The organism is Nonomuraea sp. NPDC052634 (assembly GCF_040678535.1).
Classification (GTDB): domain Bacteria; phylum Actinomycetota; class Actinomycetes; order Streptosporangiales; family Streptosporangiaceae; genus Nonomuraea; species Nonomuraea fastidiosa.
In genome coordinates this window covers 577,359-592,208 of the sequence record NZ_JBFATY010000003.1, presented here as the reverse complement: position 1 = coordinate 592,208, position 14,850 = coordinate 577,359, and the positions used below count along the sequence as shown (strand labels likewise).

The window sequence follows — 14,850 nt, the reverse complement described above, 5'->3', positions numbered from 1 at the left end:
GGAACCGGATCGGCCGGGCACACCCGTTCTCGAAAAGGGCCCGCCTGAGGCAGGCCGGTCGGGTGTACGGCCCTACCGTCTGGGTTCGGGGATCAGCACGCCGTGGAGCCGGTCGAACTCCTCCACGCACCGTCCCGACCCCAGCGCCACCGAGTGCAGCGGGTTGTCCACGGTCCTGATCGGCATGCCGGTCGCCTGGCTCATCCGCTTGTCCAGGCCGCGCAGCAGCGCGCCGCCGCCGGTCAGCACGATGCCGGTCCTGACCAGGTCGCCGGCCAGCTCGGGCGGGCACTGGTCGAGCGCCGTCTGGACGGCGTCGATGATCATGTGCACCGGCTCCTCGATGGCCTCACGGACTTCCCCCGCCGAGATCGTGACCGTCCTCGGCAGCCCGCTGACCAGGTCGCGGCCTCTGATGTCGGCCTTCGGCTCCTCCTCCTGCGGCCAGGCGAAGCCCAGCTCGATCTTGATCTGCTCGGCGGTGCGCTCGCCCAGCAGCAGCGAGTGCTCCTTCTTGACGTACGAGATGATCGCCTCGTCCAGCTCGTCACCGCCGACCCGCAGCGAACGGGCGGTCACGATGCCGCCCAGCGAGATCACCGCCACCTCGGTCGTGCCGCCGCCGATGTCGACCACCATGCTGCCGACCGCCTCGTGCACCGGCAGCCCGGCTCCGATGGCGGCCGCCATGGGCTCCTCGATGATGTACACCTTGCGGGCGCCCGCCTGGTAGCCCGCCTCCTTGACCGCGCGCTGCTCCACCCCGGTCGTCCCGCTCGGCACGGCCACCACCAGGCGCGGCTGGGTGAAGTGGCGGCGGCGGTGCACCTTCTGGATGAAGTAGCGCAGCATGCGCTCCGCCACCTCCAGGTCGGTGATGACGCCGTCGGCGAGCGGGCGGATGGCCACGATGTGACCGGGCGTCCTGCCGATCATCTGTTTGGCCTCGGCGCCGACCGCGACGATCTTCTCGGTCCTGGTGTTGAGCGCCACGACCGAGGGCTCATCGAGGACGATGCCCTTGTTGCGGACGTAGACGAGCGTGTTGGCCGTGCCGAGGTCTACTGCCATGTCACGGCCGAGGAAATCCAGCACAGACATGTCCCCCCAGGAAATGGACTGGACCCGCGGTGACAGAGGAACAGCACTCAGGGCGGTGTGACACTTCGCCCGCATCTGAAAAACTTATAACTCCATAAGCAAGTTTTCGCAACATGTGAGTAGAGCTTTTCTGTAGCGGGAGTTGTACCCAAGGTGAGGTGGCGTGCGCCTATGGCGGGGCAGGTGGTGGGCATGCGTACACCGATGAACGAAGCCCTGATCAGGCACTTCACGGATCTGCGCGACGGCGTGCACGGCGGGGCCGTCACGCGCGATGACAAGGAACGCCTCTTCGCCCGTGCCGTCGAGCTGCTCGACCCGGTGGCGTGCCGGGTGCTCGACGAGGCCAATGCCGACCTGCTGCTCGGCACCGGGGAGGTCGTCGCCAGCGGCGTCACCCGGTCGCGGGAGGGCGGGCTGAACGCGATGTGGTCGCTCACCTGGCCGGAGCAGCGCGCCGCCCGCGTGCAGCCGATCGCGCTCGTCGCCCACTTCGGCTGCGATTTCCTCCACCCGCACCTGCGCGGCAACACGGTCGGCGACTGGCCGCTGAACGTCTTCGACGAGTCCGACGCGGCCGGGCAGCTCGACACGCTCCGCGCCATCGCCGCCGCCGACGCCCACAACCTGGTCTTCCAGGAGAGCCACCGCCTGATGCCCGCCGCGACCAGCGCCGTCCCCGCCTCATGACCGGCCGCGCACATGCGACCGCCCCGCCCCCTGAGTGAAGGGGACGGGGCGGACAAAGCCTCAGTGCGGCGGCCGAACTCCAACGGCCGAGCCTCAGCGCGGGAATCTGGGCGCCCGGCTCGGCAGCCGAACCGGGATGGACCGGCCTCGGCGCGAAGCTCGAAGGCGGACGGACCGGCGACGGGCTCCAGCGCGGAGGCCGGGGCGCGCGGCCTCGCGGGAGATCAGGCCTCGGTGAAGCCCCGGGCACGACCGCCCGCGGACTCGCGGACGGCGGCGGCAACCGCGGTGGCGACGTCGGGGTGGAAGACGCTGGGGATGATGTAGTTGGGCCCCAGCTCCTCGGGCGTGACGACGGCGGCCAGGGCACCGGCGGCGGCCAGCAGCATCTCCTGCGTCACCCCGGCGGCCTGCGCGTCGAGCAGCCCGCGGAACACGCCGGGGAAGGCCAGCACGTTGTTGATCTGGTTGGGGTAGTCGGAGCGGCCGGTGGCGACCACGGCGGCGTGCTGGCGCGCCTCGTCGGGCGACACCTCGGGCTCGGGGTTGGCCAGCGCGAACACGACCGGATCGGGCGCCATCGAGGCGATGTCGTCACCGGTGAGGATGCCGGGCGCGGACACGCCCACGAACACGTCGGCGCCCTTGACCGCGCCGCGCAGGTCGCCGGAGTAGCCCTCGGCGTTGGTGTGGTCGGCGATCCAGCGCAGCGAGTCGTCGAGGTCGTCGCGCCCCTTGTGGACGGCGCCGAGGTAGTCGCAGACGATGACGTTGCGGGCCCCGGCCGCCAGCAGCAGCCGCAGCACGGCGTTGCCGGCCGCGCCCGCGCCCGCCATGGTGATCTTGACGTCTTCGATGTTCTTGTTGACCACCCGCAGCGCGTTGGTGAGCGCCGCGAGCACGCAGATGGCGGTGCCGTGCTGGTCGTCGTGGAAGACGGGGATGTCGAGCAGCTCGCGCAGCCGCCGCTCGACCTCGAAGCAGCGCGGCGCGCCGATGTCCTCGAGGTTGATGCCGCCGAACCCGGGAGCGATCACCTGCACGGTGCGGACGATCTCGTCGACGTCCTGGGTGTCGAGGCAGATCGGCCAGGCGTCGATGCCGGCGAAGCGTTTGAACAGCGCCGCCTTGCCCTCCATGACGGGCAGCGCGGCCTCGGGACCGATGTTGCCCAGCCCCAGCACGGCCGAACCGTCGGTGACGACCGCCACGGTGTTGCGCTTGATGGTCAGGCGCCGCGCGTCCTCCTTGTTACGCGCGATCGCCATCGACACGCGCGCCACGCCGGGCGTGTAGGCCATGGACAGCTCGTCGCGGTTGCGCAGCGGCACCTTCGACTTCATCTCGATCTTGCCGCCGAGATGCATGAGGAACGTGCGGTCGGACACCTTGTGGATGACGACGCCCTCGATGGCCTCAAGGCTGTCGACGATCGCCTGGGCGTGGTCGGTGTCCCTCGCCGCGCAGGTCACGTCGATGCGGAGCTTCTCATGCCCCGCGTTGGTGACGTCGAGGGCGGTGACGACCCCCCCGGCCGACTCGACGGCGTGGGTGAGCTGGCTTACGGCACTGCCGCCGGCCGGCACCTCAAGCCGCACGGTGATGGAGTACGACACACTTGGGACGGTCGTCACGTCGATCGCTCCTTCGGGACTGACCAAGAATGCCTCCCATGTTAGGGGGCTTTCGGTCAACCCCGCGCCTCGGCCGCCATGACGATCAGCTCCACGCACGCGGGAATGGGAATCGTGGTGCTGTCGAGAACCATGTGATACAGGCACGGATCGGACGGATCGACGCGGTAGAAGTGGCGTACGTACGCGGTCCTCGCGCGGTCGTTGTCCTCGATGATGTCGCGTGCCTCACGCTCGCTCATCGAGCCGAGCGTGGCCGTCTGGTGAACGCGGCGCCGCAGCGGCGCGTCGAGCCGCACGTGCAGCGCGCCGGGATGGCCGGCGAGCACCACCGCGCCCGCCCGGCCGAGGAAGACGCCGCCCTGGTCGCGGGCCATCTCCTTGAGCAGGCGCTCGGTGTGGCGGACGAACTCCTCGGGGGCGAGCGGCATCGCGCCGGGGACGTACATGTCGACGCCCCCGAACGTCACCGTCGGCAGCCGCATCGCCCCGGAGAACAGCCGCCCCAGGCCGTGCTCGGCGCGGTCGTCGTGGGCGAGCGCCTCCTCGAGCGTGCAGCCCAGCTCCTCGGCCACCGCGCTGGGGATCGCGCGGTCGACGAAGGGCACGCCGAGCCGCTCGGCCACGGCCGGGCCTATCTGGCTACCGGCCGTGCCGTATGTCGCCGATATGGTGACGACCCGCATACCCCCAGGCTAGAACAGGGCGCTCGCCAACGCTCTGCGCGCTTTCCCCAAAGATGGGTCATCGGCGGGCAGGGTGTCGAAAAGGCCGAGCAAATGCTTCCTCGCCCGGTCGCGCTCGTCGCCTGAGGTGCGCTTGACCACCGCGATGATGCGGTTGAACGCCTCGTCGACCTTGCCGGCCAGCATCTCCAGGTCGGCGGCGTCGAGCTGGGCGTCGATGTCGTCGGGGTTTTCCTGGCGCCGCTGCACGTCGGCGGGGTCGAGCTGAGACGTGCGCTTGATCAGGCTGACCCCCGCCAGCCCCATCTTGGCGTCCTCGTTGCCGGGCGCGCGGGCCAGCAGCCGCTCGTAGGCCGCGATCGCCGCGTCGTAGTCGCCCGCCTCGATGGCCTGCTCGGCGGCGACCAGGTCGGGGTCGGCGGGCGGGGCGGCCTGCGCCTGGCCCTCGCCCTGCGCCGGCGGCCTGGCGCCCGGATTGGCCTGGTAGAACTGCTCGACGGCCTTCATCAGCTCGTCGAGCCAGCGCCGCACCTCCTGCTCGGGCAGCACCTGCTGGAATCCGGTCACGGCCTGGCCCTGGAAGATCGCCAGCACGGTCGGCACCGCCTGCACCCGCAGCGCCTGCGCGATCTGCGGGCTGGCGTCGACGTTGACCTTGGCCAGGACGACCTTGCCGCCCAGGTCGCCGACCACCTTCTCCAGGACGGGACTGAGCTGTGCGCTGCCCGGCGCCCTCGGCGACCACAGGTCGATGACGACCGGCACGGTCATCGACCGCTCGATCACCTCCGCAGAGAACGTCTCCTCGGTCACGTCGACGACCGAGGCCGACGCCGCCTGGGGACCTGCCGCCTCCCGCCGGGCCTGCGCCTCAAGAGCCTGCTTGCGCGCGCCCAGGTCTATCGCTCCGTAGAGTGACCCGGGCCTAGAGAAGTCCGCCATGCTCTTCATCTTGCCGTATGGACGAAGCCGGGAAGTCACCCGCCGCCACCCGCAACGTGCGCAACTGGTCGAACATCCGGTGGAGTTCGTCCTCGGCGTACATGCCGAGACCGAACTCGGCCTCCATGAGGTCGGCGGTGGCGCGGCGCACGACGTCCCTGCCCTTGTCGGTGATCTCGGCGAGCACGCCGCGGCCGTCGCGCGGGTTGGGCATGCGGCACACGAAACCGGACTTCTCCAGCCTGTCCACCGTGTTCGTGACGCTCGTGGGATGAACCATGAGACGTTCCCCGATCTTGGACAGCGGCAGCGCACCCGTTCTGCTGAAGGTCAACAGGACAAGCGCCTCATATCTGGCGAAGGTCAAGTCATAGGGCTTCAGGAGCGAGTCAAGTTGCGACAGCAGGATCTGATGCGCTCTCATGATCGAGGTGACGGCGGCCATGGCGGCGGAAGGCCCGAAGTGAGCGCGCCAGCTCTCCGCGGCGCGGTCGATGGGATCGAACGGCAGGTTGAGCGGCTTGGGCTGCGACACAGCGCTACGGTAGCGCGCCGCTCGTCCCGGTTCGTCTGATTACTGTCAGCGACAGCTCTCTTTGCTTGACCAAGAATCCGGACGTCAATCATCACGCTCAGTTATGGTTCTCGTACGTATGGTGACGCGGACGCCAAGTTCACGGCCTGTGGGGACCGGCCGTGACTGTCCGGCTCCGCTTCGCCTCGGGGCACGGGGGGTGCTTGATGAACTTCAACGGGGATAAGGGTGCGTGAGCACGCGGGCGTTTCACGGGAGGAGCTGAAGCACAGCGCGGCCGTCACCGTCGCCGTCCTGCTTGCTGTCGGCCTGATCGCGGCGTGGAACGTCCTGATCCCGGGCGTAGACGCGTGGGAGAACATCGTGGCCGCGGTCATCGGCTCGCTCCGGCTGACCGGGCCCGTGGCCGCGGCCTTCGCCGCCTGGGTGGCGCTGCGCAAGCGCCGCGCGCTGCGCGGGCGCTCGCTCACGACGTGGCGGGCGCTCAAGGCGCCGCTCGCGATCGTGGTGGTGGTGCTGGGCTCGTTCGGCGCCACGGTGCTGGTGCTGGCCGTCAAGACGGTGCTCACCGACCAGGCGGGCCGGCTCAGCTTCTCGGGCCTCGGCATGGGCATGGCCGGGCTGGCGCTCTACTCGGTGATCGGGTGGGTGGCCGGCTGGGTCGCGCCGCGGCCGTACACGCCGCCGATCGCCGGGCTCGCCTGCTACGGGCTGTTCTCCTGGCTGGCCGACGACCGGGGCTGGGCCGACAAGCTCGCGCCCGGCACCGGCGAGCCGTACGACCTGTTCCAGGGCCTCAGCGGCACGACGTTCCTCGACCAGACGATCTGGCTGCTCGGCATCACGGCCGCGCTGCTGCTCGGCTGGGCGGCGCTGGTGACCAGGCAGGCCATGGTGCTGGCGTGCGCGCTGCTCGCCGTGCTCGCGGCCGGCATGGGAGTGTCGCGGGTGCTGACCCAGGCCAAGCCGGCCGCGGCGGTCGACATCGCCTACAGCTGCCAGGAGTGGCCGATCACCGTGTGCGTGCATCCCGGCATGCGGGCGGGGCTGACCGAGCTTGGGGCGACGTTCACGCAGATCGCCTCCAGGCTGGCGGGCACGCCCGCCGCGTTCACGCGGGTCGAGCAGCGCCCGCTGGACGACGAGCTGAAGCCGGCCAACGGGCTCGCGCCGGTGCACGTGCCCGACCTGTCGGCCGGGTTCGCCGAGGAGGCGGCGTACGAGTACGTCGAGTCGCTGGCGCCCCGCTGCCAGACCACGGTGGCGGAGGGCTACCGGCAGATCGTGACGGCCTGGCTGCGCGGCGAGCCGCTGCCGGGCACTCCGCTGCCCGAGCACCAGTTCGCCACGCAGTGGTTCTCCTCGCTGAGCGAGCCGCAGCGCCGCGAGTGGCTGCGCATGTTCTACACCGACTTCCAGGGCTGCCGCCTGTCGAGCACCCACTTCGGCGGCGGCCCGGGCCACGCGCGCATGGCACCGCAGGTGCGTCCGACGCCGGAGTCGAGCCACGTCTACCCCGTCTACCCGGGCCCCGGGACCACGGTGGACGCGGCGCCCGGCACCACGTCGCAGACCCCGTCGGCTGGCCGGCCCGAGGCGGCGGGCGGCTCCGTCTCCTGACGCGGGTCCGCGTCCTGAGGCGGGTCCGCGTCCTGAGGCGGGTCCGCGTCCGGCGGCGGGTCCGTTTCCTGAAGCGGGTCCGTCTCCTAAAGGGAGCCAAGTTGTCACCGGGAAGCGGGCACTGATGATCGCTCAGCGGGTACTCATGCCGCATGACGACTTCCCAGACGTCGCCGCCCGCGGTGAGTCCCGGGCGGAGCCGGTGGTGGCGATACGCGGCGGGCCTGCTGGTGCTGGCCGTGCTGCTGGTGGTGGGCGGGCGGCTGGCCTGGTCGTGGCTCGACCCGCTGGGCGAGCGGACCATCGACCGCAGCCAGCCGGTGGTGCTGCAGTCCATCAAGGACCTGGCCAGGTTCGAGGCCGCGACGGGGAACTTCCAGGTGGTCGTCGACCTGGAGAAGGACGCCGCCTTCCTGCCCGACGCCATCAAGGGCACCCGCACGTTGTTCGTCGGGGCGGGCGGGGTGGACGCCTACGTCGACTTCTCCACGCTGGCGGCGGACGGCGTGACGGTCTCGCAGGACCGCACCGAGGCCACCGTCCGCGTGCCCAGGGCGCAGCTTGAGAAGCCCAACCTGGACAACCGGCGCTCCTATGTCTTCGCCCAGCAGCGCGGCCTGATCGACCGGGTGAGCGACTTCCTGTCCGGCTCGCCCGGCGACCAGCGGGAGCTGTACCTCCTGGCCGAGAAGAAGATCACCGAGGCGGCCGTGGCCGGCGACCTGCGGGCCAGGGCCGACGCCAACACCAAGGCGATGCTGTCGGGACTGCTCAGATCCCTGGGCTTCACCAAGGTCACGGTCAAGTTCACCGACGAGCCCTAGACGCTCCTCACCTGCGCCTTAGGCGCTTCGTGCGCCCGTCTAAGTACTCCTCATCCGGGCCGGCGCCGAGAGATAGGGCATCCGCCCGATGTGCGGGAGGGGGCCTTAGGCGGAGTCTTAAGAGTGCAGGGGAACGAACTGAAGGGGCATCGGGATGAACGCCGAATTCGACTACGCGGTCATGCAGTACCAGGCATCCGAGCTGCGCCGCGCCGCCGCCGAGGAGCGCCGCGCGCGGCAGGCGGGACGCGAGCGGCCGGCCGAGCGCCGGCACCGCTCGGTCTTCGCCCGGCTGCTGTCCTCATGACCGCCCACAGACGGCCCGGCCGCATCCTCCCTCGCGGCCGGGCTGAAGCGCCCCCGTAGGGGCGGCCGCGAACTTCCGTGCCGGAGTCCTGGCCGGTGCGGGAGGCGGCATCGACGAGGCCCCGGTCCTTCAGCGCGGACCGGGGCTTCGTCATGCCCGGCGTTCGTCACGTTGTGTCATCGCGCGCGGGCGGATGATGATGCTCGTATGAGCAGGCGCGCACTGGTGTGGAGCGGCTCCGTGGTCGCTGTCGTCGCCCTGGCGGCGCTCTGCGTCCACGCCGCGGGCACGGGGCTGGACGAGACCGACACCCTGACCGGGGTGGTCGGGGCGTTCGTGGGGCTCGCCGGGCTGGGGGTCTCCGTGTACGGGTTGATCCGCGGCGACCCGCCCCGGAATGCAGGAGCAGGTTCCGTGGTGGTCAACGGCGACAACTCGGGCGTCATCGCGACTGGGAACGCGGCCGACGTACACATGACCACAGAGCCGCCCCGAGGGGACGTCCGCATGACCGCTCAGCCACCCCGTGAGGACGGCAGCATGACCACCGAGCCGCCGCCGGAGGACGGCCCCTCCTGAGCGGGCGTCAGGACTTCGGAACGCTGATCAGCAGCGCGTCGCCCTGGCCGCCGCCGCCGCACAGACCGGCCGCGCCCAGGCCGCCGCCCCTGCGGCGCAGCTCGTGCGCCAGCGTGAGCACGATGCGCGCGCCCGAGGCGCCGATCGGGTGGCCGAGCGCGATGCCGCCGCCGTTGACGTTGACCTTGTCGAGCGGCACGCCCAGCTCCTTGACCGACTGGAGCACCACGCTGGCGAACGCCTCGTTGATCTCCACCAGGTCGAGGTCGTCGGCCGTGACGCCCTGCCGCTTCATGGCGTGCTTGATGGCGTTGGCGGGCTGCGACTGCAGCGAGGCGTCGGGGCCCGCGACGTTGCCGTGGCGGCCGATCTCGGCCAGCCAGGGCAGTCCCAGTTCCTCGGCCTTGGCCTTGGACATCACGACGACCGCGCAGGCGCCGTCGGAGATCTGGGAGGCCGAGCCCGCGGTGATCGTGCCGTCGGGCGCGAAGGCCGGGCGGAGCTTGGCCAGCGTCTCGACGGTGGTGTCGCCGCGTACGCCCTCGTCCTCCTTGACGATGACCGGCTCCCCCCGGCGCTGCGGGATCTCGACGGGGACGATCTCGTCGTCGAACACGCCGTTCTTGATGGCCGCGGCGGCGAGCTGGTGCGAGCGGGCCGCCAGGCGGTCCTGCTCCTCGCGGCCGATGCCGAGCCTGGCGTTGTGGCGCTCGGTGGACTCGCCCATCGCGCACTGGTCGAACGCGCAGAACAGGCCGTCGTGCGCCATAGAGTCGATCACCTGCGAGCCACCGTACTTGACGCCCTTGCGCAGTCCCGGCAGCAGGTGGGGCGCGTTGGTCATGGACTCCATGCCGCCCGCCACCACGATCTCGAACTCGCCCGCCCTGATGAGCTGGTCGGCGAGCGCGATGGCGTCGAGGCCCGACAGGCAGACCTTGTTGATGGTGATCGACGGGACGGTCATCGGGATGCCGGCCTTCACGGCGGCCTGGCGGGAGGGGATCTGCCCGGCGCCGGCCTGGAGCACCTGGCCCATGATCACGTACTCGACGGCGTCGGGGGCGACTCCGGCCCTTTCGAGCGCCGCCTTGATCGCGATGCCGCCCAGCTCCACGGCCTGCAGTCCGGACAGGGAACCGAGCAGCTTGCCGATGGGGGTGCGAGCTCCGGCGACGATGACGGAACTGGACATGACAACGGCCTCCTGTGCTCGCGCGTCGGGTCTTTGACACCATACCCACGAGTAAGGCGCCGCTCGCCATGGAGGTGGACCACACATGTTCATGCGCATCGACCACATCGGGATCGCCTGTCGAGATCTGGAAGAGAAGATCGAGCTGTTCTCCCGGCTGTTCGATCTTGAGGTCGTCGCCAGGGAGGTCAACGAGGAGCAGGGGGTGAAGGAGGCCATGCTGCACATCGCCGACGGCGAGGGCGGGGGTTCCTACATTCAGCTCCTTGAACCGCTCTCCGACGACTCACCTGTGGGAAAATTCCTGGCGAAGCGGGGCGAGGGCGTCCATCACGTGGCATTTGGGGTGCCCGACGTCGCTGACGCCATGTCGAAAATCGGGGAGAAGGGTGTGAGATTGCTGGACGAGCGTCCCAGGCACGGGTCCATGGGCTCGCAAATCGCGTTCCTGCACCCCAAAGACGTGGGTGGAATGCTGACAGAGCTGGTCCAAGCCGCCAAGCGATAGCAGACCGCCACAAAACGTAAAAACCGCTCATATGTAACTAGTCACGCAGAAAGTTGGACGGGGCTTCGCACGCGGCACCAGCGGAGTACGCTTGACCTTCCACCGGACATGGGGCCTGCCGAGAGGCACAGGCTCCTGGTACGGATGCCCCGAACCCCCCGTCCGGCCCGTGTAGCCGTCTCGACAACCCAGGATCGAGCCTCCATGCAGTCCGACATCGACGCCCAGCTCAACAACTTCTTCGAGGACGCCCCAGCACGCGAGTTCGACGTCGTGCTGCGCGGCTACGACCGGCACCAGGTCCACGACCATCTCAAGCAGCTCGACGGGGAGCTCCGCCAGGCCAAGGAGCAGATCGCCGCGCTCCAGCGCGACCTGTCCGACTCCCAGCGCCAGCTGCAGGAGCAGGAACGCCCCACCTACTCCGGTCTCGGCGCCCGCATCGAGCAGCTGCTCCGCCTGGCCGAGGAGCAGGCGACCGAGCTCGTCCAGGCCGCGAGGTCCGAGGCCAACGAGATCAAGGCCGCCGCGAAGGTAGAGGCCGCCGAGATGCGCGCCGCCGCCGAGGCCGAGGCCGCCGAAAAGCGCGCCCAGGCCACCCGCGAGGCCGACGAGATGCGCACCAGCGCCGAGCGCGATGCCGAGGACATCCGCTCGACCGCCCGCCGCGAGGCCGAGGAGCTGACCAACACCACCGAGCGCGAGGCCGCCAAGCTCCGCGCCACCGCCGACCACGAGGTCGCCGAGAAGCGCGCCGACGCCGAGCGCGAGATCGCCAAGCTCCGCACCACCACCGAGCGCGAGGTCGCCCAGCTGCGGGCCTCGACCAAGCGCGAGCGCGACGAGATCCTCACCGCCGCCAAGCGGCAGGCCGACGAGATGCGCGCCCAGGCGCAGCGGGTGCTGGAGGAGTCCGAGGCCAAGCGGGCCCAGGACGAAGCCGAGTTCGAGATCCAGCTCGCCGCCCGCCGCGAGGAGGCCGAGCGCCAGGAGGCCGAGCGCCACGCCACCGCCCAGGCCGCCACGCAGAAGCTGGTCGCCGAGGCCGAGCAGCGCGCCGCCACCGCCGAGTCGCGGGCCACTAAGGCCACGCAGCAGGCCGAGCAGACCCGCCGCGAGGCCGACCTGCACGCCAAGCAGCTCGTCGCCAACGCCCGCAAGAGCGCCGAGAGCATCGTCGCCGAGGCCAAGGCCAGCGCCGAGACCATCGTCACCGAGGCGAAGAACGAGGCCGAGCGCACCCGCACCGCGATGCAGCGCCAGGTCGACGAGCTGACCCGCCAGCGCGACAGCATCACCAGCCACCTCGCGCAGCTCCGCCAGCTCCTCGGCGGCGCCCCGCTGCCGGGCATGGACTCCCCCGCCCCCGAGCCCGTCACCGCGGCTCCGGCGAAGCCCGCACTCGCCGCCGCCTCGACGTCGGCCTCGGAGTCGTCCGCCCCGGCGACGACGCCCGCTTCGAAGGCCGAGGCCAAGGCCGAGGACGACGCTGAGTGGTGGCAGGAGTAGCGACCGCTCACGGGGGCTGAACGACGGCTGGGGAGAGCCTGGCGACCGCACGGTCGCTAGGCTCTCTCTTTGCCGATGGGCGTGTACGAACCGGTACGAGCCCGTCATGCACCGTCGTCACCGACCCCTCCTGGAGTTCTCTGTTGTCCGCAGACGTCGGGCCCGCGACCAAGCGGGACGAAGCACCACCCCCGCCGCCTCCGGCCGACCACCCTCCCGTACGCGAGCAGTCACCGGACGGCGAGCCAGGAGTACCCCCGGAACACGAACAGGCGGAGCGGCCTTCCGCATCACGCGAGCCAGCCGGCGACGGAGAGCCGGGACGCCCCTCCGAACGCGAGGAGGCCACCGGCAGCGTGGGCGGGCGGGCCTATGGGGCGCCCGGCAAGCCGCTGGCTCGCGGCCCCTTCCTGTTCGGCCTGGTCGGCGGCCTGGGCGTGCTGACGGCGATCGCGCTCGCCCAGATGATCGTGGCCTCGCTGAGCACGATCATCCTGGTCGTCGTCGCGATGTTCCTGGCCGTCGGACTCAACCCGATCGTCGAGGCGCTCCAGCGCCGCGGCCTGGCCAGGCGGGGCGCCATCGCGATCGTGTTCATCGGCGTCATCGTGGCGTTCGTGCTGTTCGGGCTGGCGATCGTGCCGCCGGTCAGCAAGCAGCTCACCGAGTTCATCGACGCCCTGCCGGGCTACATCACCGAGCTGAGCAACCATCCCACGCTGCGCAAGCTCGACGCCGAGTACCAGATACTCCCCCAGGTCCGTACGTTCGTCACCACCACGCTCGGCCCGGCGCTGGCCAGCGGCATCATGGGCGCGGGCCTGGTGGTGCTCAACGGCGTGTTCACCACGGTGACGCTCGTGGTGCTCATGCTGTACTTCCTCGGCTCACTGCACACGATCAAGGAGTATCTGCTCAAGCTCGTCCCGGCCTCGCGGCGGGCGCGGACGCGGGCGATGGCCGAGGAGATCCTCACCGGCATCGGCGGGTACGTCGCCGGCAACGTGCTCATCTCCGCCATCGCGGGCGTGCTGACCTGGATCTTCCTGTCGATCATCGGCGTCCAGTACGCGCTCGCGCTCGCCCTCGTCGTGGCGCTGACCGACCTCATCCCGCTCGTGGGCGCCACCATCGGCGCGGTCATCGTCACCGGCGTGGCGCTGCTCGACTCCCTGCCCGCGGGCATCGCCTGCGCGATCTTCTTCGTGGTCTACCAGCAGATCGAGAACTACTTCGTCTACCCCAGGGTGATGAAGCGCTCGGTGGACGTCACGCCCGCGGTGACCGTGATCGCCGCCCTGTTCGGCGGCGCCCTCCTCGGCATCGTCGGCGCCCTGCTCGCGATCCCGGTGGCGGCGGCGATCGCCCTGATCATCCGCGAGGTCGTCGTACCCCACCAAGACCGCATCTGACCCCCGCCCCGCACCACCGGGGCACCTGCCCCCGGCCGGGCCGGTCCGGAGCAGCGTGGTGATCCGCGCAACCTGTTGATGCGCAGCAGATGGCCGAACCTCAGCAAGCAGCGCCGTCACCGGCTGATACGCAGCAGAGGGCCGGTCACGGCAAGCGGCGCCGTCACCGGCGCGTCTGACCGAGACCCAGCGGGCCGCCCCATCGGACCATCGGCTACCGGAGTGCCCGGAGGGTCACTTGGCCGCCTGGTTGATGCGCAGCATGTTGCCCGCCGGGTCGCGGACGGCGAAGTCGCGTACGCCATAAGGCTGGTCGGTCGGCTCCTCCAGCACCTCGTAGCCGGCGTCCCTGATGCGCTCGAACGTCGCATCGCAGTCGTCGGTCTCGAAGATGACCGCGCGCAGCAGCCCCTTGGCGAGCAGCTCCGCCATGGCCTGCCGGTCGGCGGGCGAGGCGTCGGGGTCGGCGAGCGGCGGCTCCAGGACGATGTTGACGTCGGGCTGCGAGGGCGAGCCGAGCGTGATCCAGCGCATGCCCTCGAAACCGACGTCCTGGCGCACCTCCAGGCCGAGGCAGTCGCGGTAGAAGGCGAGCGCCTTGTCGTGGTCGTCGACCGCGATGAAGCAGGTGTTGAGTCGGATGTCCATGCCGGTCACGTTACGTGTCGGGACGCTGTCTTCGCCGCCTGACGCCGCACCGGCCGGGAATACTTCTTCGCGTAACAGGACGGGATGGCGGCCGCCTCGTGGTGGTCACGGGCGCGGTAGGCGCTCGGGCTCTCGCCGACCAGCTCGGTGAAGCGGGAGCTGAACGAGCCCAGCGACGTACAGCCGACCGCGAAGCACACCTCGGTCACCGTCATGTCGCCGCGCCGCAGCAGCGCCTTGGCCCGCTCGATGCGGCGCGTCATGAGGTAGCTGTAGGGCGTCTCCCCGAACGCCGCACGGAAGCTGCGCGAGAAGTGCCCGGGCGACATGAGGGCGACGCGAGCCAGCGCGGGCACGTCGAGCGGCTCGGCATAGTCGCGATTGATCACATCGCGTGCTCGCCGCAGCCTGACCAGGTCCTCAAGCGTCACGTCCCCAGCATGGCACACCCCACCGACAATCCCCCGCCCCCGGCTCAGCCACGCACGCCCCGCCCTTCACTCGCCTGGTCACGGCGGCGGCGCGCCCTTCTGCACGCACACCCGGTCACCCGCTGCGCCACTGTCCACCTGGATCGGCACGGCCGGGCAGCGCTCCGCCTCGCACTCGGCCGGCCCGGTCACCGCACGGCTTCACGCACGTCAGGCCGGTCGTCGCGCG

At 70.5% G+C, this 14,850-nt stretch carries 16 protein-coding genes; 8 read left to right on the top strand and 8 right to left on the bottom strand.

What is annotated here, in order from left to right; translation table 11 throughout:
• Positions 1–72: 72 nt before the first annotated feature.
• Positions 73–1,101: a rod shape-determining protein gene (locus AB0K67_RS18615; protein WP_364061062.1), complete on the bottom strand. Its 1,029-nt coding sequence runs from the start codon at positions 1,099–1,101 to the stop codon at positions 73–75.
• A gap of 192 nt (positions 1,102–1,293) precedes the next feature.
• On the opposite strand from AB0K67_RS18615, the gene AB0K67_RS18610 reads away from it, so the two are divergent.
• Entirely contained in the window at positions 1,294–1,791 is a 498-nt protein-coding gene (locus tag AB0K67_RS18610; RefSeq protein ID WP_364061059.1) for a hypothetical protein, read from the top strand.
• A 224-nt stretch (positions 1,792–2,015) separates the two neighbouring features.
• Here the strand turns inward: AB0K67_RS18610 and AB0K67_RS18605 are convergent, their stop codons facing one another.
• Genes AB0K67_RS18605 through AB0K67_RS18590 form a run of 4 tightly spaced genes read right to left on the bottom strand, consistent with a single transcriptional unit; the run spans position 2,016 to position 5,588 of the window.
• Positions 2,016–3,425, bottom strand: a complete 1,410-nt coding sequence (locus AB0K67_RS18605) for an NAD-dependent malic enzyme (protein ID WP_364061056.1) — start codon at positions 3,423–3,425, stop codon at positions 2,016–2,018.
• A 56-nt stretch (positions 3,426–3,481) separates the two neighbouring features.
• On the bottom strand, positions 3,482–4,111 hold the full coding sequence (locus tag AB0K67_RS18600; protein WP_364061053.1) for a cytidylate kinase-like family protein: 630 nt from the start codon (positions 4,109–4,111) through the stop codon (positions 3,482–3,484).
• Between the two features lie 9 nt (positions 4,112–4,120).
• Positions 4,121–5,053 (bottom strand): tetratricopeptide repeat protein, encoded by a 933-nt coding sequence (locus AB0K67_RS18595; RefSeq protein ID WP_364061050.1) that lies wholly within the window; start codon positions 5,051–5,053, stop codon positions 4,121–4,123.
• Positions 5,037–5,588, bottom strand: coding sequence for a MarR family transcriptional regulator (locus tag AB0K67_RS18590; protein WP_364061047.1), 552 nt, complete (start codon positions 5,586–5,588; stop codon positions 5,037–5,039). Before AB0K67_RS18590 ends, AB0K67_RS18595 begins: the two co-directional genes overlap by 17 nt.
• Before the next feature lie 228 nt (positions 5,589–5,816).
• On the opposite strand from AB0K67_RS18590, the gene AB0K67_RS18585 reads away from it, so the two are divergent.
• From AB0K67_RS18585 to AB0K67_RS18570, 4 genes are all read left to right on the top strand, one after another.
• Entirely contained in the window at positions 5,817–7,208 is a 1,392-nt protein-coding gene (locus tag AB0K67_RS18585) for a hypothetical protein (protein WP_364061044.1), read from the top strand.
• A gap of 152 nt (positions 7,209–7,360) precedes the next feature.
• Positions 7,361–8,032, top strand: coding sequence for a DUF4230 domain-containing protein (locus AB0K67_RS18580; RefSeq protein ID WP_364061041.1), 672 nt, complete (start codon positions 7,361–7,363; stop codon positions 8,030–8,032).
• 154 nt (positions 8,033–8,186) lie between these two features.
• Positions 8,187–8,339 (top strand): hypothetical protein, encoded by a 153-nt coding sequence (locus AB0K67_RS18575; protein ID WP_364061038.1) that lies wholly within the window; start codon positions 8,187–8,189, stop codon positions 8,337–8,339.
• A gap of 207 nt (positions 8,340–8,546) precedes the next feature.
• On the top strand, positions 8,547–8,918 hold the full coding sequence (locus tag AB0K67_RS18570) for a hypothetical protein (protein WP_364061035.1): 372 nt from the start codon (positions 8,547–8,549) through the stop codon (positions 8,916–8,918).
• A 7-nt stretch (positions 8,919–8,925) separates the two neighbouring features.
• Here the strand turns inward: AB0K67_RS18570 and AB0K67_RS18565 are convergent, their stop codons facing one another.
• Positions 8,926–10,113 (bottom strand): acetyl-CoA C-acetyltransferase, encoded by a 1,188-nt coding sequence (locus AB0K67_RS18565; RefSeq protein ID WP_364061032.1) that lies wholly within the window; start codon positions 10,111–10,113, stop codon positions 8,926–8,928.
• Positions 10,114–10,198: 85 nt separating this feature from the next.
• Between AB0K67_RS18565 and mce the strand changes: the two genes are divergently transcribed.
• From mce to AB0K67_RS18550, 3 genes are all read left to right on the top strand, one after another.
• Positions 10,199–10,621, top strand: coding sequence for a methylmalonyl-CoA epimerase (mce, locus tag AB0K67_RS18560; RefSeq protein WP_364061029.1), 423 nt, complete (start codon positions 10,199–10,201; stop codon positions 10,619–10,621).
• Between the two features lie 204 nt (positions 10,622–10,825).
• Entirely contained in the window at positions 10,826–12,130 is a 1,305-nt protein-coding gene (locus AB0K67_RS18555; RefSeq protein ID WP_364061026.1) for a DivIVA domain-containing protein, read from the top strand.
• 143 nt (positions 12,131–12,273) lie between these two features.
• On the top strand, positions 12,274–13,542 hold the full coding sequence (locus AB0K67_RS18550; protein ID WP_364061023.1) for an AI-2E family transporter: 1,269 nt from the start codon (positions 12,274–12,276) through the stop codon (positions 13,540–13,542).
• A gap of 234 nt (positions 13,543–13,776) precedes the next feature.
• On the opposite strand, the gene AB0K67_RS18545 is transcribed toward AB0K67_RS18550, so the two are convergent.
• Positions 13,777–14,190, bottom strand: coding sequence for a VOC family protein (locus tag AB0K67_RS18545; RefSeq protein WP_364061021.1), 414 nt, complete (start codon positions 14,188–14,190; stop codon positions 13,777–13,779).
• Positions 14,191–14,195: 5 nt separating this feature from the next.
• On the bottom strand, positions 14,196–14,621 hold the full coding sequence (locus AB0K67_RS18540) for a helix-turn-helix transcriptional regulator (RefSeq protein WP_364061018.1): 426 nt from the start codon (positions 14,619–14,621) through the stop codon (positions 14,196–14,198).
• Positions 14,622–14,850 lie beyond the last annotated feature (229 nt).